The following is a 23317-nucleotide window of genomic DNA, read 5'->3' as shown; positions in this document are numbered from 1 at the left end:
AATGAGCTTAGTTAACGAGAAAGGAGAACTGCATGCAAATTTCAAGTCGCTTTACCATTGCAACCCATATGCTAGTTATCATTGCCCTTGAAGGCAAGGAAAATAAAGTTACTAGTGATTTTCTAGCTAGCAGTGTGGGGGTTAATCCTGTTATTATTCGTAAAACCTTGTCTCAACTGAAAAAAGCAGAATTGATTTCTGTTGCGCGTGGAACTGGAGGAGCAGAAATTATCAAAAATCTTGAAGATATTAGTCTCTTGGATATCTATCAAGCAGTTGAAAGTCTCGGGAAGACGGGTCAACTCTTTAGCTTTCATGATAATCCGAATCCAAATTGTCCAGTTGGAGCCAATATTCATGTGGTTTTAGATGAGAAATTGCTAAAAATCCAGCAAGCTATGGAAAAAGAATTGAGCCTAACTAGTCTCGCTCAACTTGTAACTGATACAGAAGCGAGAATTAAAAAATAAATTTTAAACTAAAGAACACCTGAATTGCTGTACTGAAAAGCCTAGTTGTTTAGGTGTTTTTTCGTTGTTAAATAGGCGAGGTGTTAGCTGAAGTGGCTTAAAAATTTAGCAAAGAATATGGTCTGAATATCAGGAGAAAAACCAAAAATCGTGTTATAATAAATGAATAGAATCGTAAGAAAGAGTGGATATTTATTTGATAATTCCTACTTATAATTGGCAATTTTCTCCGCAAGTTGAGGATGCGGATTTTACAAAGATTGCCAAGAGTGTAGGCTTGAGTTCTGAAGTCGCTTGTTTGTTGTTTCAACGTGGAATCAAGGACGAAAGCAGCCTGAAGAAATTTTTAGAACCTTCTTTGGAAGATTTACATGATCCTTATCTATTACATGATATGGATAAGGCAGTTGATCGTATTCGCCAGGCTATCGAGCAAGGAGAATTGATTCTCGTCTATGGTGACTACGATGCAGATGGGATGACTTCGGCTTCGATTGTCAAGGAGAGTTTGGAACAATTAGGAGCAGAGTGTCTGGTCTATCTCCCAAATCGCTTTACAGACGGTTATGGTCCAAATGCCAGTGTTTACAAATATTTCATCGAGCAACAGGGTGTGTCTTTGATTGTGACAGTGGATAATGGAGTTGCTGGGCATGAAGCCATTGACTTGGCTCAGTCTATGGGAGTGGATGTCATTGTGACAGACCACCACTCCATGCCAGAGGTTTTACCAGATGCTTATGCAATCGTCCATCCTGAACATCCAGAAGCAGATTATCCTTTTAAACAATTAGCAGGCTGTGGAGTTGCTTTTAAACTAGCTTGTGCCCTCTTGGAGGAAGTGCAGGTTGAGTTGCTTGACTTGGTTGCCATTGGAACCATTGCGGATATGGTAAGCCTGACGGATGAAAATCGTATCATGGTTCAGTACGGTCTAGAAGTTTTGCGCAATACTCAACGAATTGGTCTCCAAGAACTATTTGAAATTGCAGGAATTGCTACTAGTGATATTACAGAAGAAACAGTTGGTTTTCAGTTGGCACCTCGGTTAAATGCCTTGGGGCGCTTGGATGATCCCAATCCAGCGATTGATTTACTGACTGGCTTTGATGATGAAGAGGTGCATGAAATTGTCCTCATGATTCAAGAAAAAAATGAAGAACGCAAGGAAATCGTTCAAGCCATCTATGATGAAGCTAAAAACATGGTAGATCCTAGTAAAAGTGTTCAGGTTTTGTCAAAGGAAGGCTGGAACCCAGGGGTTCTTGGAATTGTAGCTGGACGCTTACTGGAAGAACTAGGTCAAACAGTTATTGTTCTGAATATTGAAGATGGTCGTGCCAAGGGAAGCGCACGGAGTATTGAAGCAGTCGATATCTTTGAAGCTTTGGATCCGCATCGCGCTCTCTTTATCGCCTTTGGTGGCCATGCAGGTGCCGCAGGTATGACGCTCGAGGCTGAACAGTTAGATGCCTTGTCAGAAATTTTAGAAACCTATGTAAAAGACAAAGGGATAGATGCTAAGGGAAAGAGTAAATTATATCTAGATGAAGAACTAGATTTGGAAAGCCTGAGTTTAGATACGGTTAAAAGCTTTGAGAAGTTAGCTCCTTTTGGAATGGACAATCAAAAACCTGTCTTCTACATTCGAGATTTTCAAGTTGAAAATGCTCGTTCTATGGGAGCAGGAGATAGTCACCTGAAGTTAAAAATTTCCAAAGGAACTGCGAACTTTGAAGTGGTTGCCTTTGGTCAAGGGTCGAAAGCGACAGAATTTGCGCAGACAAAACAACTGGAGTTAGCAGTCACTCTTTCCGTTAACCAATGGAATGGGCAAACAACTCTACAGTTGATGATGGTAGATGCTCGTGTGGACGGTGTTCAGCTCTTTAATATTCGTGGGAAGAATGCTGTTCTACCAGACGGAGTGCCAGTGCTTGATTTTACTGGAGAATTGCCAGATATTTCATCGAGTCCAGCAGTCGTTGTCAAGAATATCCCAGAAGACATCAGGATTCTCAAGGACATTTTCCAGCAACATGATTTCTCAGCTGTTTACTTTAAAAATGATATCGAGAAGCCCTACTATTTGACAGGGTATGGCACAAGAGAGCAATTTGCAAAGCTCTATAAGACGATATACCAGTTTCCAGAATTCGATATCCGTTATAAATTAAAAGACCTATCAGCTTATCTTAAAATTGAACAGATTTTACTCGTCAAGATGATTCAAATTTTTGAAGAGCTTGGTTTTGTCACCATTGAAAATGGTGTGATGAGGGTTAATAAAGATGCGGCTAAACGGGATATTGCTGAAAGTCAGATTTATCAAAATCTCAAGCAAACTGTTAAAGACCAAGAAATGTTGGCACTAGGTACAGTGCAGGAAATCTATGATTTCTTGATGGAAAAATAAAAGGAAAGAGGCTGAGGTAATCTATCTCAGCTTTTTTGTAGTCTCTTATAATTTTAAATGTTGTGTTCTTTAGAACGTCATGTAGTAAAAGTAAACAGATTTGTAACATGACTACAACATAACTCTAAAATAATTGACATGTAAAAGATGTATGATTCTCTTGTCAACAAAAAAATTAGAAATTATCAATAAAATTTTAGGAGAAAATTGTTATGAAAAAAACAGTTGCTAAACTGACTCTTGGTTTAACATCTATAGCTATTTTGGCTACAGTTGGTGCTCAAACTGTTAGCGCTGACTCTTACGTTGTTCAAGACGGCGATTCATTTTTTGGTATTGCTGCTGCAAGTGGTATGGATCCTTATGTGTTAGCGGCAAATAATGGAAAAAGCATTTTTGACACCATCCACCCAGGTGATGTACTAGAAGTCAGCGGCCTAACTCAAGCTAGCTATTCATACAGTGCTCCATCTTATGAAGCAACTAGCACTGTGAATGGGGTAGCAGCTGATGATGTTGTCGTAAATACTCCAACAAACTACGGGAACTCATATCCTGTTGGTCAGTGTACATGGGGCGTGAAAGAATTAGCGCCTTGGGCTAGCAACTGGTGGGGGAATGCCAATACTTGGGCAATCTACGCTAGTTCACAAGGCTTTAAGACAGGAAATGTACCTGTAGTAGGAGCAATCGCCGTTTGGGACGGTGGTGAATATGGTCACGTTGCTTATGTGACAGATGTTCAAAGCGAGACTTCTATTCAAGTATTTGAATGCAACTATGATGGTAGTGGAACTCAACCAATCGGAAACTATCGTGGCTGGTTTAATCCGACAGCATCAAGAGGTACTGTAAGATACATTTATCCAAACTAAAAATACTTAAAAAGATTTAGAATTTCTAAATCTTTTTTTATTGTCTGAGAATTACCCTTTTGCTATCTTTTGGCTTAGTAGATATTTGCTATACAATATTACAGGTTCTAAGGTGGACAGAGATTTTGAAAATAAAGAAAGATACAAAACAATCCGATTAATTATTAGTATGCATGTTCTATATTTGAAATTCTGTCTTCATTTTGAAAATTAGTAAAAAAATGGTATAATAAGAGGAAAAGATTCGGATAAAAGTAAATTGAACTTTTAAAACAGAGAGTTATATAGACTCTATAAACACGTTATAGTAATACTTCGGAGGGGAAATGACCAATATTAAATTAACTACTTTGGGTGGTGTTCGTGAAAACGGGAAAAACATGTACATCGCAGAAATTAACGACTCAATCTTTGTTTTAGATGCAGGTTTGAAATATCCTGAAAATGAACAGTTGGGTGTCGATGTCGTTATTCCAAATATGGAATATCTATTTGAAAACAGCGACCGTATTGCAGGAGTCTTTTTAACACACGGACATGCGGATGCAATCGGAGCTCTTCCTTATCTTTTGTCAGAAGTGAAAGTTCCTGTCTTTGGTTCAGAGTTGACTATCGAACTTGCTAAGCTTTTTGTTAAAGGAAATGATAGTGCTAAAAAATTCGATGATTTCCATGTTATTGATGAAAATACAGAAATCGACTTTGGCGGTACGGAGGTTTCCTTCTTCCGCACAACTCACTCTATCCCAGAGAGTCTGGGTGTCGTTTTGAAAACATCTAAAGGAAGTATCGTTTATACAGGGGACTTCAAATTTGACCAAACGGCTAGCGAATCATATGCGACTGACTTTGGTCGTTTAGCAGAAATCGGTCGCGAAGGAGTTTTAGCCCTTCTAAGCGACTCAGCAAATGCAGACAGTAATATTCAAGTAGCCAGCGAGAGTGAAGTTGGTGATGAAATTACGCAAACCATTTCTGACTGGGATGGCCGTATCATTGTAGCTGCTGTTGCAAGTAACCTTTCTCGTATTCAGCAAGTGTTTGATGCGGCTGCGGATACAGGTCGCCGTGTTGTTTTGACTGGTTTTGACGTTGAAAATATCGTTCGTACAGCTATCCGTTTGAAAAAATTGTCTTTAGCAAATGAGAATCTCTTGATTAAACCAAAAGATATGTCTCGTTTTGAGGACCATGAATTAATCATCCTTGAAACTGGACGCATGGGTGAACCGATTAACGGACTCCGCAAAATGTCCATTGGTCGTCACCGCTATGTTGAAATCAAAGATGGTGACTTGGTCTATATCGTTACGACGCCATCAATTGCTAAGGAAGCTGTGATGGCACGTGTAGAAAACATGGTCTACCAAGCAGGTGGTGTCGTTAAACCGATTACTCAAAGCTTGCGTGTATCAGGACATGGGAATGCGCGTGATCTTCAATTAATGATTAATCTCTTACATCCTCAGTATCTCTTCCCAATCCAGGGAGAATACCGTGAGTTGGATGCTCATGCCAAGGCTGCTATGGCGGTTGGTATGCTACCAGAGCGTATCTTTATCCCTAAAAAAGGGACAACCATGTCTTATGAGCATGGAGACTTCGTTCCATCCGGTGCTGTTACTGCAGGTGATGTCTTGATTGATGGTAATGCCATTGGGGATGTTGGGAACGTTGTTCTTCGTGACCGCAAGGTCTTGTCAGAAGATGGTATCTTTATCGTAGCTATCACTGTTAACCGTCGTGAGAAGAAAATCATTGCTAAAGCGCGAGTACATACGCGTGGATTCGTCTATCTTAAAAAGAGTCGTGATATCTTACGTGAAAGTACAGAGTTGGTGAACCAAACAGTTGAAGATTACCTCCAAGGTGAGGACTTTGACTGGGCTGATCTTAAAGGGAAGGTCCGTGATAATTTGGCAAAATTCCTTTTTGACCAAACCAAGCGTCGTCCAGCCATCCTACCAGTAGTCATGGAAGCAAAATAAGGATTAAATAACAGTAGAGAAAGTCGAGTTTCGGCTTTTTCTTATCTCAAACGAATAAGGAGCAAGTTATGGCAGTAATGAAGATTGAGTATTACTCAGAAGTTTTAGATATGGAGTGGGGAGTAAATGTTCTCTATCCTGATGCATCTCGGGTGATAGAGCCAAACAGTAAAGATATCCCAGTTCTCTACCTACTTCACGGGATGTCTGGAAACCACAATAGTTGGCTCAAGCGGACCAATGTAGAACGCTTGCTACGAGGGACCAATCTGATTGTTGTCATGCCAAATACAAGTAATGGCTGGTACACAGATACTCAGTATGGCTATAACTACTATACAGCTCTAGCAGAAGAATTGCCTAAGGTGCTCAAACGCTTCTTCCCTAATATGACAAGTAAGCGAGAAAAAACCTTCATTGCTGGTTTATCAATGGGAGGCTACGGTTCCTTCAAATTGGCACTGTCAACTGACCGTTTCTCGCATGCCGCTAGCTTTTCTGGGGCACTTAGTTTCGAGGAGTTTTCTCCTGAGAGTCAAGATTTAGGGACGCGTGCCTACTGGAGAGGTGTTTTTGGTAAAGTTAATGATTGGGTGAATAGCCCTTACTCACTTGAAACACTCGCTAAAAAGTCTGATAAGAAAACCAAGCTTTGGGTATGGTGTGGCGAACAGGATTATCTTTACTCTGCCAATAATCTAGCAGTTAAAAATCTTAAGAAACTTGGTTTCGATGTGACCTATAGCCATAGTGCAGGAACCCATGAGTGGTATTATTGGGAAAAACAATTGGAACGTTTTTTGACCACCTTACCAATCGATTTTGTTTTGGAAGAACGCTTGTCTTGATTTTAGCTTTCTTTTAGTTTGTTTCAGTAAAATAAAGAATCTATCTTTAGAATGGGAATCCATAACTTAAAGATGGGTTCTTATTTTTTTAGAAAGGTGGGAAATCATGAGCTGGATTATTCGTGTTATATATCGATTTTTACTCGGAATTTTGCGTATGTTTTGGCGCCTTATATGGACACTTATACTCTTAATTCTCATCACTTTTGGGATTCTCTGGTATGCGACAGGGGATTTATCAGGTGCCTTAAACCAAGTCAGTAAACTTGCTCAAGTCGGTCAAGGAGGTTGGCAACAATGGCAAGAAACTGGTAAATTGCAAGACTTATCTCAGACAGATCATCACCAAGATTCAGGAGCAAAATGGTCAAAGGCAGAAGCAACGATTTATATCGATCCTCAAATGGATGTTAGCTTCCAAAAAGCTTATGCTGATGCTATTTCCAACTGGAATCAGACCGGCGCTTTTAACTTTGTGCTTGTAACAGAGCCGGATCAAGCCAATATTTTCGCTACCGAAATGAACGATGGTTCGACAGCTGTTGCTGGCGAGGCAGAGAGTCAAACAAATCTCCTAACCAAACAATTCACTTCAGTAACCGTTCGTTTAAATCATTACTATCTATCTAATCCAAATTATGGCTATACCTACGACCGCATCTTGCATACAGCAGAGCATGAGCTAGGGCATGCCATTGGTTTGGAACATACCAATGAAGTTTCGGTCATGCAACCAGCGGGGTCATACTATGGTATTCAGGCTCAAGATGTTCAAGCAGTTCAGGAACTTTACGGATCTGGAGAATAAGTCTTTTCAAGCTCAAATAGGACTTCTTGATGTCAGCAATGGTAAGGAGTTTTTGCTATAATGGAACTATGAATAACTTGATCAAATCAAAACTGGAGCTCTTGCCAACTAGTCCAGGTTGTTACATCCACAAAGACAAGAATGGGACCATCATCTATGTGGGGAAGGCTAAAAATCTGCGTAATCGTGTACGGTCCTATTTCCGTGGAAGTCATGATACCAAGACAGAAGCCTTAGTATCTGAAATTGTGGATTTTGAGTTTATCGTTACGGAGTCCAATATTGAGGCTCTTCTACTTGAAATCAACCTGATTAAGGAAAACAAGCCTAAATACAATATTATGCTCAAGGACGATAAGTCCTATCCTTTTATCAAAATTACCAATGAGCGTTATCCTCGTTTGATTATTACCCGTCAAGTCAAGAAAGACGGAGGACTCTATTTTGGTCCCTATCCGGATGTGGGCGCGGCCAATGAAATCAAACGGCTATTGGATCGGATTTTTCCTTTTCGTAAATGTACCAATCCACCATCGAAGGTTTGTTTTTATTACCATATAGGTCAGTGTATGGCACATACTGTCTGCCATAAAGATGAGGCCTATTTCAAAGCTATGGCCCAAGAAGTTTCTGATTTTCTTAAGGGACAGGATGATAAAATCATCGATGACCTCAAGGAAAAGATGAATGCGGCGGCTCAAAGCATGGAATTTGAGCGTGCGGCTGAATACCGTGATTTGATTCAGGCCATTGGAACCCTTCGAACCAAGCAACGTGTTATGGCCAAGGATCTCCAAAACCGGGATGTCTTCGGTTACTATGTGGATAAGGGTTGGATGTGTGTTCAGGTATTCTTTGTCCGCCAAGGTAAGCTCATTGAGCGTGATGTCAACCTTTTTCCATACTACAATGATCCAGATGAAGATTTCTTAACCTATGTTGGGCAGTTTTATCAAGAAAAATCACACTTGGTTCCTAATGAGATTCTGATTCCTCAGGATATTGATGAAGAAGCAGTTAAGGCTTTGGTGGATACCAAGATTCTTAAACCCCAGCGCGGGGAGAAAAAGCAACTGGTCAATCTCGCCATCAAAAATGCTCGTGTCAGTCTAGAGCAGAAATTTAATCTGTTGGAGAAATCGGTTGAAAAGACCCAAGGGGCTATTGAAAACTTAGGACGATTGCTCAAGATTCCAACCCCAGTCCGTATCGAGTCCTTTGACAATTCCAATATTATGGGGACTAGTCCAGTCTCTGCTATGGTTGTTTTTGTCAACGGAAAACCGAGCAAGAAGGATTACCGTAAGTATAAAATCAAGACTGTGGTCGGACCAGATGACTATGCAAGTATGCGAGAGGTTATTCGCAGACGCTATGGACGCGTCCAACGTGACGGTTTGACACCGCCAGATTTGATTGTCATTGATGGGGGACAAGGTCAGGTCAATATCGCTAAACAGGTCATTCAAGAAGAGTTGGGGTTAGATATTCCGATCGCAGGCCTGCAAAAGAATGACAAGCACCAAACCCATGAATTGCTCTTTGGCGATCCTCTCCAAGTCATCGAACTCTCACGGACCTCACAGGAATTTTTCCTCCTGCAACGCATTCAGGATGAAGTCCACCGCTTTGCGATTACCTTCCACCGTCAACTACGTTCTAAAAATTCCTTCTCTTCTCAATTAGATGGAATTGAAGGTTTGGGTCCAAAACGCAAGCAGAATTTGATGAAATATTTTAAATCTCAGACAAAAATCAAGGAAGCTAGCGTGGACGAGATTGTTGCAGTTGGTATACCAAGAGCAGTGGCAGAAGCAGTTCATCAACACTTAAATCCAGAACTAGACTCAGCGATAGCTCAAGTAGCTGAGAAACCTCTTGAATACAAGGAATAAAGTAGCAGTGGAATGTTTTGGCTTTAGTGGGTGCAAGCTAGTCGGATTTGTGGTAAAATAGATAAGATATGACAAAAGAATTTCATCATGTAACGGTCATGCTCCATGAGACCATTGATATGCTAGATGTGAAACCTGATGGTATTTACGTTGATGCGACCTTGGGAGGAGCAGGACACAGCGAGTATTTATTAAGTAAGTTAAGCGAGAAAGGCCATCTCTATGCCTTTGACCAAGATCAGAATGCTATTGATAATGCGCAAAAACGTTTGGCTCCCTATATCGAAAAGGGGATGGTCACCTTCATCAAGGATAATTTCCGTCATTTGAAGGACCGCTTACATGACTTAGGTGTGACTGAAATTGATGGAATTTGTTATGACTTAGGTGTGTCTAGTCCGCAGTTAGATCAACGTGAACGTGGTTTTTCTTATAAAAAAGATGCCCCACTAGATATGCGGATGAATCAAGAAGCTAGCTTGACTGCTTATGAGGTGGTCAATCATTATGACTACCATGATTTGGTACGAATCTTTTTCAAATATGGAGAAGACAAATTTTCCAAACAGATTGCTCGAAAAATTGAACAGGCGCGTGAGCTTAAACCGATCGAGACAACGACTGAGTTGGCAGAGATTATCAAATCTGCCAAACCGGCTAAGGAGCTCAAGAAAAAAGGTCACCCAGCCAAACAAATTTTCCAAGCTATCCGTATCGAAGTCAATGATGAGTTAGGTGCTGCAGATGAATCAATCCAGCAGGCGATTGAACTTCTAGCTCTAGACGGAAGAATTTCAGTCATCACCTTCCATTCGCTTGAAGACCGTTTGACTAAACAGTTATTTAAGGAAGCTTCCACAGTTGAAGTGCCTAAAGGTTTGCCTTTTATTCCAGACGATCTCAAGCCAAAGATGGAATTAGTATCTCGTAAACCAATCTTGCCAAGCAAGGAAGAGTTGGAAGCCAATAATCGTTCCCACTCAGCCAAGCTTCGAGTGGCAAGAAAAATTCACAAGTAAGAGGAAACAATGGCAGAAACAAGAGGAACAACGAGCCAATTGCTACAAGCTCGTATTAAACAATTTTCACGTGTTGAAAAGGCCTTTTACCTTTCAATTGCCATCACAGCTCTTGTCTTAGCAATTAGTGTAGTCTATATGCAGACAAAACTTTTTCAGGTCCAGAGTGATTTGACAAGAGTCAATGCACAAATTGAAGAAAAAAAGACAGAGCTAGATGATGCCAAACAAGAAGTTAATGAATTAATCCGATCAGAACGTTTGACCGGAATTGCAAATTCTCAAGAGTTGCAATTGAATAATGAAAATATCCGATCGGCGGAGTAGTAAATGAAAAACTGGAAAGAAAGAATCATACGCTTTGCCATTAAAAATCGTAAATCTCCAGCAGAAAACCGCAGATTAGTGGGAAAGAATTTGAGCCTTTTGGCCGTCTTTCTCTTTGCTGTTTTTTTGGTTAACTTTGCGGTGATTATTGGTACAGGCTCAAAATTTGGTGTAAACCTAGTTAAAGAAGCAAGTAAGGTCCATCAAACCACTCGGACAGTTCCTGCAAAACGTGGAACCATTTATGATCGTAATGGAACTCCGATTGCTGAGGATGCAACGTCCTATAATGTTTATGCTGTCATTGATAAGGACTATAAATCAGCTAATGGAGATGTTCTATATGTAGAGGAATCTCAGTACAATAAGGTAGCCGAAATTTTCCATAAGTACTTGGATATGGAGGAGACCTACGTCAAGGATCAACTCTCTCAACCAAATCTCAAACAGGTTTCCTTTGGTTCTAAAGGAAATGGGATTACCTACGCTAATATGATGTCCATTAAACAGGATTTGGAAACTGCTAAGGTCGAGGGGGTTAATTTTACCACTAGTCCTAACCGAAGTTATCCAAATGGGAAATTTGCTTCATCATTTATTGGTTTAGCCCAGTTACATGAAAATGAAGATGGGACAAAAAGTCTCATTGGAACGTCTGGTGTCGAGAGCTCCTTAAATAGCTTGCTGGCAGGGACAGATGGTATTATTACTTATGAAAAAGACCGTCTAGGTAATATTGTTCCTGGTACAGAACAAGTCACCCAACAGACCGTAAACGGGAAAGACGTCTATACGACCCTATCTAGTCCTTTGCAGTCCTTTATGGAAAGTCAAATGGATGCCTTCCAAGAAAAACTAAAAGGCAAGTATATGACTGCGACCTTGGTTAGTGCCAAGACAGGAGAGATTCTCGCTACAACTCAAAGACCAACCTTTGATGCTGATACCAAAGAAGGGATTACAGAGGACTTTGTCTGGCGTGATATCCTTTACCAAAGTAACTATGAACCAGGTTCGACCATGAAGGTAATGACCTTGGCGGCAGCGATTGACAACAACACCTTCCCTGGGGGAGAATATTTCAATAGCAGTGAATTAAAGATTGCTGATGCGACTATCAGAGACTGGGATGTTAATGATGGTTTATCAGCAGGAAGTATAATGACATACTCTCAAGGTTTTGATCACTCAAGTAATGTGGGTATGACCTTGCTCCAACAAAAGATGGGGGATGCTACTTGGTTAGAATACCTCAATCGATTTAAGTTTGGAGTTCCAACCCGTTTTGGTATGAGTGATGAGTATGCTGGTCAGTTACCTGAAGATAATGTTGTTAGTATTGCCATGAGTGCTTTTGGTCAAGGGATTTCTGTTACTCAGACCCAGATGCTTCGTGCTTTTACAGCAATTGCGAATGATGGGGTTATGCTAGAACCGAAGTTTATTAGTGCCCTCTATGATCCAAATGATCAGACTGTTCGTAAATCACAAAGAGAGGTTGTAGGGAATCCTGTTTCTAAAGAAGCGGCTAGTTTGACTCGAGAAAATATGATTTTGGTTGGTACAGACCCTATTTATGGGACCATGTATAATCGTAATGATAATAAACCAGTAATTACTGTTCCTGGTCAGACTGTTTCTGTAAAATCTGGAACAGCTCAAATTGCCGATGAGCAAAACGGAGGATATTTAGTTGGGAAAACCAATTATATCTTTTCTGTAGTAACCATGCATCCTTCTGAAAATCCTGATTTTATTCTTTACGTAACAGTTCAACAGCCAGAACACTTTTCTAACCCTTGGTTTGGAGAATTTGCTAATCCTATTCTTGAACGAGCTTCTGCCATGAAAGAATCTCTTAATCTTCAGTCTACAGCTAAAAATCTGGATCAAGTTACAACAACAACTAGTTATGCAATGCCAGCGACCAAGGACTATAGTCCGGGAGATATGGCAGAGGAACTGAGACGCAATCTTGTTCAACCAATCGTTATCGGTTCAGGAACAAAAATCAAGGACAGTTCAGTGGCAGAAGGAACAAATCTAGACGCTAATGAGCAAATCTTACTCCTTTCAGACAAGGTAGAAGAGATGCCTGACTTATATGGCTGGTCTAAGAAAAATGTTGAAACCTTTGCCAAATGGTTGAATCTTGAAGTTGAATTTGAAGGTACAGGAGAAATTGTTAAAAAACAAAGTGTTCGTTCTAATACAGCTTTAAAAAATATACAGAAAATAAAAATAACTTTAGGAGATTAGAATGCTAGTTTCTATCTTTCCTGGAATCCTTACTTTTGTTCTTACAGTGGTAGGAATTCCAGCTTTTATCCGTTTTTACCGTAAAGCACAGATTACTGGTCAACAGATGCATGAGGATGTGAAACAACACCAAGCAAAAGCTGGGACGCCAACAATGGGAGGAATAGTCTTCCTCGTAACAAGTGTTTTAGTTAGTTTAGTTCTTGCACTTTTGACTAATCAACTAACCAACAATGTCGGAATGATCCTCTTTATTCTCGTTTTGTATGGTTTGGTTGGCTTCTTAGATGATTTCCTCAAGGTTTTTCGTAAAATCAATGAAGGGCTCAATCCTAAACAAAAGCTCTTGCTTCAATTAGTAGGAGGAGTTATCTTCTATCTCTTTTATGAAAGAGGAGGGGATGTCTTAAATGTATTTGGTTATCCATTGCACTTAGGCGTTCTTTACATTTTCTTTGCTCTCTTCTGGTTGGTTGGTTTTTCGAATGCTGTTAACTTGACTGACGGAATTGATGGCTTGGCAAGTATCTCAGTAGTGATTAGCCTATCTGCCTATGGAGTCATTGCTTATGTACAAAACCAATTGGATATTCTCCTAGTGATTCTTGCCATGATTGGTGGTCTTCTTGGTTTCTTTGTCTTTAACCATAAGCCTGCTAAGGTATTCATGGGAGATGTCGGAAGTCTTGCTCTTGGAGGGATGTTGGCCGCTATTTCTATGGCACTGCACCAAGAATGGACGCTACTCCTGATTGGTATAGTGTATGTTTTTGAAACAACATCTGTCATGATGCAAGTTACCTACTTTAAGTTGTCTGGCGGGAAACGTATCTTTCGAATGACACCAGTTCATCACCATTTTGAGTTGGGTGGATTTTCTGGTAAAGGTCAAGCATGGAGTGAGTGGAAAGTCGATTTCTTCTTTTGGGGAGTGGGCTTGCTTGCTAGTCTCGTCACCTTGGCTTTCATGTATTTATTCTAAAATAGAATATTGGAATATAAAAGAGAAGGATTTATACCCTTCTCTTTTTAGTTCCTATTTTCTTCAGTTGAGGAATCCTTTTCTCAAAAAAGTAAAATTATGATAAAATGGAAAAAAAGAAAGATGAAATGATGAGTTATTTTAAAAAGTATAGATTTGATAAATCTAAGTTTAAGTTGGGGATGCGCACCTTTAAAACAGGAATCGCTGTTTTTTTGGTCCTCATGATTTTTGGTTTTTTTGGATGGAAGGGACTTCAGATTGGAGCTCTTACAGCCGTTTTTAGCTTGAGAGAAGACTTTGATAAGAGTGTCCATTTTGGGACATCTCGTATCTTAGGGAATAGTATCGGTGGTTTTTATGCGCTGATTTTCTTTCTCTTGAATAACTTTTTTCATGGAGCCTTTTGGGTAACTCTCCTTGTGGTTCCGATATGTACCATGTTAACCATCATGACAAATGTTGCCATGAACAATAAGTCAGGGGTCATTGGGGGAGTTGCAGCCATGCTGATTATTACCCTATCAATTCCGAGCGGAGAGACTGTTTTGTACGTGTTTGCTCGAGTTTTTGAGACTTTTATGGGAGTTTTTGTAGCAATTCTAGTAAATTATGATATTGATCGCTTGCGGAGTCTCATACAGAAAAAATAAAATAATGTCACAAGATATGACATTAACAATTGACGATTGATTTTTTTTAGACTATAATAGACAGAAAGAAGAGGAAGTGCACATGAAGGAAAAAGAATTTCGTCGCAATATGGCAGTTTTCCCCATTGGTAGTGTTATGAAGCTGACCGATCTTTCGGCGCGTCAAATTCGTTATTACGAAGATCAAGAGTTGATAAAACCTGATCGAAACGAAGGTAATCGCCGGATGTATTCTTTAAATGACATGGATCGGTTGCTTGAGATTAAGGACTATATCTCTGAAGGTCTGAACATTGCTGCTATCAAGAAAAAATATGCCGAACGTGAGGCGAAAGCCAAGAAACCAGTTAGTCAAACTGAGGTTCGTCGTGCCCTTCGGAATGAAGTTCTTCAACAAAGTCGCTTTGCTTCTCAACAATCACCTTTTGGTCGCGGTTAGGCAACCGCAAGTCGTCATATATAAGGAGAAAAACCATGCCAATCACAGCTGCAGATATTCGTCGTGAAGTTAAGGAAAAAAATGTAACCTTTATCCGTCTCATGTTTTCAGATATTTTGGGAACAATGAAAAACGTCGAAATTCCTGCTACAGATGAACAACTAGACAAGGTCTTGTCAAACAAGGCTATGTTTGATGGATCTTCTATTGAAGGGTTTGTTCGTATCAATGAATCAGATATGTACTTGTACCCTGACCTGGACACATGGACTGTCTTCCCTTGGGGAGATGAGAACGGTAGTGTCGCAGGATTGATCTGTGATGTCTATACAACAGAAGGAGAGCCATTTGCTGGAGATCCTCGAAGCAACCTTAAACGAGCTCTTCATCATATGGAGAAAGTTGGATTCAAATCATTCAACCTTGGTCCGGAACCAGAATTCTTCCTATTCAAGCTTGATGAAAATGGAGACCCAACTCTCGAGGTGAATGACAAGGGTGGTTACTTTGATTTGGCGCCTACAGACCTTGCCGATAACACTCGTCGTGAGATTGTGAATGTCTTGACCAAGATGGGATTTGAAGTAGAGGCCAGTCACCACGAAGTTGCCGTAGGTCAACATGAGATTGACTTTAAGTATGATGAAGTTCTTCGTGCTTGTGATAAGATTCAAATCTTCAAACTCGTTGTTAAAACAATTGCCCGTAAACATGGTTTGTATGCAACCTTTATGGCTAAACCTAAATTTGGTATCGCTGGTTCAGGAATGCACTGCAATATGTCCTTGTTTGATGATGAAGGGAACAACGCTTTCTTTGATCCAAATGATCCAAAAGGAATGCAATTGTCAGAAACTGCTTATCACTTCCTTGGTGGTTTGATCAAGCACGCCTACAACTATACAGCTATTATGAACCCAACAGTTAACTCATACAAACGTTTGGTTCCAGGGTATGAAGCGCCTGTTTACATCGCTTGGGCTGGTCGTAACCGTTCTCCGTTGGTGCGCGTTCCTGCTACTCGTGGAATGGGAACTCGTTTGGAATTGCGCTCAGTAGACCCAATGGCAAACCCATATATCGCTATGGCTGTTCTTTTGGAAGTTGGTTTGCACGGTATTGAAAACAAAATCGAAGCACCAGCTCCAATCGAAGAAAATATCTACATTATGACTGCAGAAGAGCGTAAAGAGGCTGGCATTACTGACCTTCCATCAACTCTTCACAATGCATTGAAAGCTATGACAGAAGACGAAGTGGTTAAAGCAGCTCTAGGTGAACACATCTACACTAGCTTCCTTGAAGCTAAACGCATCGAGTGGGCGAGCTATGCAACCTTTGTTTCACAATGGGAAATTGACAACTACCTAGATCTTTACTAATGATAAATCAGAAAGATTGTCCGTGGGGACAATCTTTTTTTCTTGCAATTTATATCGATGTGTGATATATTTTATATAACGAAGTGCGATGTATCGAACCAAATAGGAGGTCTGGTTAAATGGAATTAACAGATAAGATTAGGCGGGTCTACCTTCCCATGACTGAAACGGGTTTTTATATTCTATTCTGTCTGCAAAAGGAGAACCATGGTTATGGTATTACACAAAAGGTTAAAGAGATGACAGATTCACAGGTTTCAATTAGTCCTGGAACCATGTATGGAACCCTGTCAAAGATGGAAAAGGATGGTTTGATTTCCTTTGTCCGAGAAGAGGAAAAACGAAAAATCTATCAGATAACAGACTTGGGCCGAAAAGTTTTAGACATTGAGTTGAAACGTATTGAACGACTCTACAGAAATAGTCGGGAGGAGCTTTGATGGAAAAGAAAGTTGTTTATAGGATTTGTACCATTGCGGATTATGATAGAGAGGCTCTCTATCTCAGTAAAATGCATGCTGAGGGCTGGAAACTTAAGGAAGTAAGTTACTCTAGCTTAGTAATTGCGGTTAAGTATACTTTTGAAAAGTGCCAACCGGAGCAGGTGGTTTATCAGTTGGATTTTTATCCTATGAAAAAGTCAGAGAGAGCTTCCTATTTACAACTGTTTAAAGATTGTGGCTGGGAGCATATTGCAGACTTTAATGGTTTTTCCTACTTTAGAAAGCTTTATTCTGGAGTTGAGTCGGATGCCGAGTTTGAAATTTATAATGACGCGTCCGGGAAGTTAGCCATGGTCAAGCGCATTTTAACAATGCGGATGCTTCCTGTTTTGATTCTCTTTTCAGTGCTACTACCGGTTTTCTCAAAGTTACTCAGTGGAAGAGGTTCTTTCAGTTTGGGAATGTTTTTGATTGTTAGCATAGACTGTACTTTATTGATCGTTTTTGCGATTCAGATTTCTTATATTTGTTGGAGATTGTTTCAAAAATGGAAAGAATTATCCGATAAATAAAATCAAGCATGTTTTCTAATTTGGAGGTCAGACAATGAATAGCAAAGTACAATTTCGAATATTTACCATTTTTGATTTGGATAAGGTTGAAGATTATTTGCATGAGATGCATTTGAAAGGTTGGAAATTTAAATCGAATCGTTTTGGCTTTTTCTATTTTGAACAATGCCAACCTGATGATGTAATTTACCGTGTGTGGAATACTAGCTATCTTAGAAAAAATGAGCTAGATTTACAAGGTATTAAGGATAGAGGATGGGAATTTGTGGGAAATTGTTCTTATTCTGTTTTTCGAAAATCGACTTGTGATGTAGATTTAAATGATCGATTTTTCATGGACAATCGTCTTAGATGGGATGGTGTGAAATCTGGACTTCGTACAGCTACAGTTTCTATCTCTGGTGGTCTAGTTGTTTGTATGAGTCTGTTTCGCGAAAGTCTCTCTCGGTCCTTCTTCATTATTTTTGCCCTATATGCTCTCATGATTATTTATCTAATCTATAGTTTTTATAGACTTAAACGGAAATATCTGGTTGATTGACAATAGTTTCTAGGTCCTCAGACTGATTTTTAGCACTCTTGGCGAAAGAGTGCTAATTTTTTGAGTTTTTGTCTTGACATTCTTTTCTAAGGGTGTATAATAGAATCATAAGTTAGCACTTGGATGTTACGAGTGCTAAAAAGATCTATCAGAGAGGAGTGACGAGATGGTTACGGAACGTCAGCAGAATATTTTAAATCTGATTATTGACATCTTTACCAAAACGCACGAACCTGTTGGATCCAAAGCCTTGCAAGAGTCTATCAACTCTAGTAGCGCTACCATTCGAAATGATATGGCAGCTCTAGAAAAGCAAGGTTTGCTTGAAAAGGCTCATACTTCCAGTGGTCGGATGCCGAGTGTGGCTGGATTTCAATACTATGTCAAACACTCTTTATCCTTTGACCGTTTAGCTGAGAATCAAGTTTATGAGATTGTAAAAGCTTTTGATCAGGAGTTCTTTAAACTTGAGGATATCCTTCAAGAGGCAACTAAAATCTTGTCAGACATGAGTGGTTGTACGGTTGTAGCACTGGATGTCGAACCAAGTAGGCAGAAGCTAACAGCTTTTGATATTGTTGTCCTCGGGCAACATACAGCTCTTGCTGTTTTTACACTTGATGAGTCTAGAACGGTTACCAGTCAGTTTTTGATTCCGCGAAACTTCTTGCAAGAGGATTTAAATCGCCTCAAGACTATGATTCAGGAACGTTTCCTGGAACAGACTGTTTTGGATATTCACTACAAGATTCGGACAGAGATTCCGCAAGTTATTCAGCGTTACTTTACAACAACGGATAACGTCATGGACCTCGTTGAACATATCTTCAAAGAAATGTTCAATGAAAACATCGTGGTTTCTGGGAAAGTCAATCTTTTGAATTTTGCTAATTTAGCGGCATATCAATTCTTTGATCATCCACAAAAAGTAGCATTGGAAATTCGAGAGAATTTGATTGGAGACCAGATGCAGAGTGTCCGAGTTGCGGATAGCCAAGAATCTTGTCTTGCTGACTTAGCAGTGATTAGCAGTAAATTCCTGATTCCCTATCGTGGATTTGGAATTCTTGCGATTATAGGTCCGGTCAATCTGGATTACCAACAATTGGTTAATCAACTCAACGTTGTCAATCGAGTTCTAACCATGAAGTTGACGGATTTTTACCGCTATCTTAGCAGCAATCACTATGAGGTGAATTAAGATTGAAATCATTAAAGGAGGCGAAAATGGCCCAAGATATAAAAAATGAAGAAGTAAAAGAAGAGGAAGTTGTGGAAACAACTGAAGAAACAACTCCTGAGAAGTCTGAATTGGACTTGGCGAATGAACGTGCCGAAGAATTTGAAAACAAATACCTTCGAGCTCATGCAGAAATGCAAAATATTCAACGCCGTGCCAATGAAGAACGCCAACTCTTGCAACGCTATCGTAGCCAAGATTTGGCAAAAGCAATTTTGCCGTCACTTGACAACCTCGAACGCGCCCTTGCCGTCGAAGGATTGACGGATGATGTGAAGAAGGGCTTGGAAATGGTCCAAGAAAGTTTGGTACATGCTCTGAAAGAAGAAGGAATTGAAGAAATTCCAGCAGATGGAGAATTTGACCATAACTACCACATGGCTATTCAAACTTTGCCTGCCGATGACGAGCATCCAGCAGACACCATCGCACAAGTCTTCCAAAAAGGCTATAAACTACATGACCGTATCTTACGCCCAGCCATGGTAGTTGTCTACAATTAGGCTAGAAAACTTGAAAAATCTTGTCCGAAACGACACTAAACTATGAAAGAAAGATAAGAGACGGTTCGGCTTTACCAATAGTGAGCGTAGCGAACCAAAGGCGATACTCTTCGCCGTGGCGGTATTTTCGCAAACTTTGAGACCTGAGGCTCAAAGTTTAGTTAAAGAGATTGACGAAGTCAAGCTCTGACGGCGTCGCCACTTAAGAAGAGTATCAAAAAGAAAAAAGAATATAAAATTTAAGGAGAAAAACACATGTCTAAAATTATCGGTATTGACTTAGGTACAACAAACTCAGCAGTAGCAGTTCTTGAAGGAACTGAAAGCAAAATCATCGCAAACCCAGAAGGTAACCGCACAACTCCATCTGTAGTTTCATTCAAAAACGGTGAAATCATCGTTGGTGACGCAGCAAAACGTCAAGCAGTCACAAATCCAGATACAGTGATCTCTATCAAATCTAAAATGGGTACTTCTGAAAAAGTTTCTGCTAACGGTAAAGAATACACTCCACAAGAAATCTCAGCTATGATTCTTCAATACTTGAAAGGTTACGCTGAAGACTACCTTGGTGAAAAAGTAACCAAAGCAGTTATCACCGTTCCAGCTTACTTTAACGATGCTCAACGTCAAGCAACTAAAGACGCTGGTAAAATTGCTGGTCTTGAAGTAGAACGTATCGTCAACGAACCAACTGCAGCAGCCCTTGCATACGGTTTGGATAAGACTGATAAAGAAGAAAAAATCTTGGTATTCGACCTTGGTGGTGGTACATTCGACGTATCTATCCTTGAACTTGGTGACGGTGTCTTCGATGTATTGGCAACTGCAGGGGATAACAAACTCGGTGGTGATGACTTTGACCAAAAAATCATCGACTACTTGGTGGCAGAATTCAAGAAAGAAAATGGCATTGACTTGTCAACAGACAAGATGGCTCTTCAACGTTTGAAAGACGCAGCTGAAAAAGCGAAGAAAGACCTTTCTGGTGTGACTTCAACACAAATCAGCTTGCCATTTATCACTGCTGGTGAGGCTGGACCTCTTCACTTGGAAATGACCTTGACTCGTGCGAAATTCGATGATTTGACTCGTGACCTTGTAGAACGTACTAAAGTTCCAGTTCGTCAAGCTCTTTCAGATGCAGGTTTGAGCTTGTCAGATATCGACGAAGTGATTCTTGTCGGTGGTTCAACTCGTATCCCTGCCGTTGTAGAAGCTGTTAAAGCTGAAACTGGTAAAGAACCAAACAAATCAGTGAACCCTGATGAAGTTGTGGCTATGGGTGCTGCAATCCAAGGTGGTGTCATCACTGGTGATGTAAAAGACGTTGTCCTTCTTGACGTAACCCCATTGTCACTTGGTATCGAAACAATGGGTGGAGTATTTACAAAACTTATCGACCGCAACACAACTATTCCAACATCTAAATCACAAGTCTTCTCAACTGCAGCAGACAACCAACCTGCCGTTGATATCCACGTTCTTCAAGGTGAACGCCCAATGGCAGCAGATAACAAGACTCTTGGACGCTTCCAATTGACTGATATCCCAGCTGCACCTCGTGGTATCCCACAAATAGAAGTAACATTTGACATCGACAAGAACGGTATCGTATCTGTTAAGGCCAAAGATCTTGGAACTCAAAAAGAACAAACAATTGTTATCCAATCTAACTCAGGTTTGACAGACGAAGAAATCGATCGCATGATGAAAGATGCAGAAGCTAACGCTGAAGCAGATAAGAAACGTAAAGAAGAAGTAGACCTTCGTAACGAAGTAGACCAAGCTATCTTTGCGACTGAAAAGACAATCAAGGAAACTGAAGGAAAAGGCTTTGACGCAGAACGTGATGCTGCACAAGCTGCCCTTGATGACCTTAAGAAAGCCCAAGAAGACAACAACTTGGACGAAATGAAAGCAAAACTTGAAGCATTGAACGAAAAAGCACAAGGACTTGCCGTTAAACTCTACGAACAAGCCGCAGCAGCGCAACAAGCCCAAGCAGGAGCAGAAGGAGCACAAGCAACAGGAAACGCAGGCGATGACGTCGTAGACGGAGAGTTTACGGAAAAATAAAATAGTCCAGTGGACTATTTTATCCCGAGCTTGAAAATCGGGGAGCGAGGCGTTAATAATGAATACTCACTCTTGTGATTGTCATTCTACGACAATCGCTATGCCCCTTTCCTAAATGCCTAACTAGTAAATGATAAGAAGAAATCCAGAGGTTGCAACCCAGCCTCTGTTTTTCGGTAAAATGGGACGATACTAATATTTTAGTTCGTTTCGCAATACTAGAAAGAAAGGAACAAAGAGTGTTCGCAACTGAACACGGGTTCCAAAGTTTCTAATTCAATATAAAAGAAAGGAACAAAGAGCGTTCGGGGAATTGAACTCGAGCGGAAAGCTTGGAAATTAGATAAACCACCTAAGAAATCAGGATTTCTTGTCGGTTTCCTAAATTTCAGTCGCTTTCTGTTCGCTCTTAGTATCTTGTATGAACAATACTGAATTTTATGACCGTTTGGGCGTTTCAAAGAATGCATCTCAGGATGAAATCAAGAAAGCCTATCGGAAATTATCTAAAAAATATCACCCAGATATCAACAAGGAGCCTGGTGCTGAGGAAAAGTACAAGGAAGTTCAAGAAGCTTATGAGACTTTGAGTGACGAACAAAAACGTGCTGCTTACGACCAATATGGTGCTGCTGGTGCCAATGGTGGCTTTGGTGGTGCAGGCGGTTTCGGTGGTTTCGACGGTGCAGGTGGTTTTGGCGGCTTCGAAGATATTTTCTCAAGTTTTTTCGGCGGAGGCGGTTCTTCTCGCAATCCAAACGCTCCTCGTCAAGGTGATGACCTCCAGTATCGCGTCAATTTGACTTTTGAAGAAGCCATCTTTGGTACTGAAAAAGAAGTCAAATACAATCGTGAATCAAGCTGTCGTACTTGTAACGGATCAGGTGCTAAGCCGGGCACAAGTCCAGTTACTTGTGGACTCTGTCACGGTTCTGGTGTTATCAATGTTGATACTCAAACACCGCTTGGTATGATGCGTCGCCAAGTAACCTGTGATGTCTGTCATGGTCGCGGAAAAGAAATCAAAGATCCATGTACAACTTGTCATGGAACAGGTCATGAAAAACAAGCCCACAGTGTCCATGTAAAAATTCCAGCAGGTGTCGAAACTGGTCAACAAATTCGTCTAGCTGGTCAAGGGGAGGCAGGCTTTAACGGTGGTCCTTATGGAGACTTGTATGTGGTGGTTTCTGTAGAACCGAGCGATAAATTTGAGCGTGAAGGAACAACTATTTTCTACAAGTTAAACCTCAATATCGTCCAAGCAACTCTCGGTGATACTGTCGATATTCCAACCGTTCACGGTGATGTTGAATTGGTGATCCCAGAGGGAACTCAAACCGGTAAACGATTCCGCCTACGTGGTAAGGGAGCTCCGAGCCTACGTGGTGGTGCTGTTGGTGACCAATACGTGACTGTTAATGTCGTGACTCCAACAGGCTTGAACGAACGTCAAAAAGCAGCCTTGAAAGAATTTGCAGCTGCAGGTGATTTGAAAGTCAATCCAAAGAAAAAAGGATTCTTTGACCATATAAAAGATGCCTTCGAGGGTGAATAAAACAAAAAGAGCCATGAGGC

At 40.5% G+C, this 23317-nt stretch carries 21 protein-coding genes; all 21 read left to right on the top strand.

Features of this window, described 5'->3' with window-relative positions; genetic code table 11:
- Nucleotides 1-32: 32 nt before the first annotated feature.
- On the top strand, nt 33-470 hold the full coding sequence (locus tag ACTO1Y_RS05150) for an Rrf2 family transcriptional regulator (protein ID WP_441348565.1): 438 nt from the start codon (nt 33-35) through the stop codon (nt 468-470).
- A 196-nt stretch (nt 471-666) separates the two neighbouring features.
- Nucleotides 667-2886 (top strand): single-stranded-DNA-specific exonuclease RecJ, encoded by a 2220-nt coding sequence (gene recJ / locus ACTO1Y_RS05145; RefSeq protein WP_441348564.1) that lies wholly within the window; start codon nt 667-669, stop codon nt 2884-2886.
- Nucleotides 2887-3098: 212 nt separating this feature from the next.
- Nucleotides 3099-3761 carry a COG3942 and LysM peptidoglycan-binding domain-containing protein gene (locus ACTO1Y_RS05140; RefSeq protein ID WP_006150122.1) on the top strand — a complete coding sequence of 221 codons (663 nt, stop codon included), beginning with the start codon at nt 3099-3101 and terminating at the stop codon, nt 3759-3761.
- 326 nt (nt 3762-4087) lie between these two features.
- Nucleotides 4088-5749 (top strand): ribonuclease J, encoded by a 1662-nt coding sequence (locus tag ACTO1Y_RS05135; protein WP_441348563.1) that lies wholly within the window; start codon nt 4088-4090, stop codon nt 5747-5749.
- Between the two features lie 68 nt (nt 5750-5817).
- A complete protein-coding gene (locus ACTO1Y_RS05130; RefSeq protein WP_441348562.1) occupies nt 5818-6597 on the top strand; it encodes an alpha/beta hydrolase in 780 nt (259 codons plus the stop codon).
- A 106-nt stretch (nt 6598-6703) separates the two neighbouring features.
- Nucleotides 6704-7405, top strand: a complete 702-nt coding sequence (locus tag ACTO1Y_RS05125) for a matrixin family metalloprotease (protein WP_441348561.1) — start codon at nt 6704-6706, stop codon at nt 7403-7405.
- Nucleotides 7406-7473: 68 nt separating this feature from the next.
- The gene (uvrC, locus tag ACTO1Y_RS05120; protein ID WP_441348560.1) at nt 7474-9300 is read left to right on the top strand and encodes an excinuclease ABC subunit UvrC; all 1827 of its coding nucleotides are present in this window, start codon (nt 7474-7476) and stop codon (nt 9298-9300) included.
- A gap of 68 nt (nt 9301-9368) precedes the next feature.
- On the top strand, nt 9369-10319 hold the full coding sequence (rsmH, locus tag ACTO1Y_RS05115) for a 16S rRNA (cytosine(1402)-N(4))-methyltransferase RsmH (RefSeq protein ID WP_075230631.1): 951 nt from the start codon (nt 9369-9371) through the stop codon (nt 10317-10319).
- Nucleotides 10320-10328: 9 nt separating this feature from the next.
- Entirely contained in the window at nt 10329-10646 is a 318-nt protein-coding gene (gene ftsL, locus ACTO1Y_RS05110; protein WP_235083757.1) for a cell division protein FtsL, read from the top strand.
- A gap of 3 nt (nt 10647-10649) precedes the next feature.
- On the top strand, nt 10650-12905 hold the full coding sequence (gene pbp2x, locus ACTO1Y_RS05105) for a penicillin-binding protein PBP2X (RefSeq protein ID WP_441348559.1): 2256 nt from the start codon (nt 10650-10652) through the stop codon (nt 12903-12905).
- A gap of 1 nt (nt 12906) precedes the next feature.
- A complete protein-coding gene (mraY, locus tag ACTO1Y_RS05100; RefSeq protein ID WP_254724542.1) occupies nt 12907-13887 on the top strand; it encodes a phospho-N-acetylmuramoyl-pentapeptide-transferase in 981 nt (326 codons plus the stop codon).
- Nucleotides 13888-14018: 131 nt separating this feature from the next.
- A complete protein-coding gene (locus ACTO1Y_RS05095) occupies nt 14019-14540 on the top strand; it encodes an FUSC family protein (RefSeq protein ID WP_075568048.1) in 522 nt (173 codons plus the stop codon).
- A gap of 82 nt (nt 14541-14622) precedes the next feature.
- Nucleotides 14623-14979, top strand: a complete 357-nt coding sequence (glnR, locus tag ACTO1Y_RS05090; protein ID WP_000659542.1) for a transcriptional repressor GlnR — start codon at nt 14623-14625, stop codon at nt 14977-14979.
- 35 nt (nt 14980-15014) lie between these two features.
- Nucleotides 15015-16361 carry a type I glutamate--ammonia ligase gene (glnA, locus tag ACTO1Y_RS05085; protein ID WP_004251784.1) on the top strand — a complete coding sequence of 449 codons (1347 nt, stop codon included), beginning with the start codon at nt 15015-15017 and terminating at the stop codon, nt 16359-16361.
- A gap of 119 nt (nt 16362-16480) precedes the next feature.
- Nucleotides 16481-16801, top strand: coding sequence for a PadR family transcriptional regulator (locus ACTO1Y_RS05080; protein ID WP_045763631.1), 321 nt, complete (start codon nt 16481-16483; stop codon nt 16799-16801).
- Nucleotides 16801-17376, top strand: coding sequence for a DUF2812 domain-containing protein (locus ACTO1Y_RS05075; RefSeq protein WP_441348558.1), 576 nt, complete (start codon nt 16801-16803; stop codon nt 17374-17376). Before ACTO1Y_RS05080 ends, ACTO1Y_RS05075 begins: the two co-directional genes overlap by 1 nt.
- A 34-nt stretch (nt 17377-17410) precedes the next feature.
- Nucleotides 17411-17917 (top strand): DUF2812 domain-containing protein, encoded by a 507-nt coding sequence (locus tag ACTO1Y_RS05070; protein WP_441348557.1) that lies wholly within the window; start codon nt 17411-17413, stop codon nt 17915-17917.
- Between the two features lie 166 nt (nt 17918-18083).
- Nucleotides 18084-19118: a heat-inducible transcriptional repressor HrcA gene (hrcA, locus tag ACTO1Y_RS05065; protein ID WP_441348556.1), complete on the top strand. Its 1035-nt coding sequence runs from the start codon at nt 18084-18086 to the stop codon at nt 19116-19118.
- A gap of 26 nt (nt 19119-19144) precedes the next feature.
- Complete coding sequence (gene grpE / locus ACTO1Y_RS05060; RefSeq protein ID WP_235083768.1) at nt 19145-19660, top strand: nucleotide exchange factor GrpE; 516 nt, start codon at nt 19145-19147, stop codon at nt 19658-19660.
- Nucleotides 19661-19915: 255 nt separating this feature from the next.
- The gene (gene dnaK / locus ACTO1Y_RS05055) at nt 19916-21739 is read left to right on the top strand and encodes a molecular chaperone DnaK (RefSeq protein WP_006150158.1); all 1824 of its coding nucleotides are present in this window, start codon (nt 19916-19918) and stop codon (nt 21737-21739) included.
- A gap of 421 nt (nt 21740-22160) precedes the next feature.
- Nucleotides 22161-23297 (top strand): molecular chaperone DnaJ, encoded by a 1137-nt coding sequence (dnaJ, locus tag ACTO1Y_RS05050; RefSeq protein WP_441348555.1) that lies wholly within the window; start codon nt 22161-22163, stop codon nt 23295-23297.
- The last annotated feature ends 20 nt before the right edge of the window (nt 23298-23317 follow it).

This window comes from Streptococcus sp. V728 (genome assembly GCF_052077995.1).
GTDB lineage: Bacteria > Bacillota > Bacilli > Lactobacillales > Streptococcaceae > Streptococcus > Streptococcus infantis_B.
This window is presented reverse-complemented; position numbering and strand designations above follow the sequence as displayed.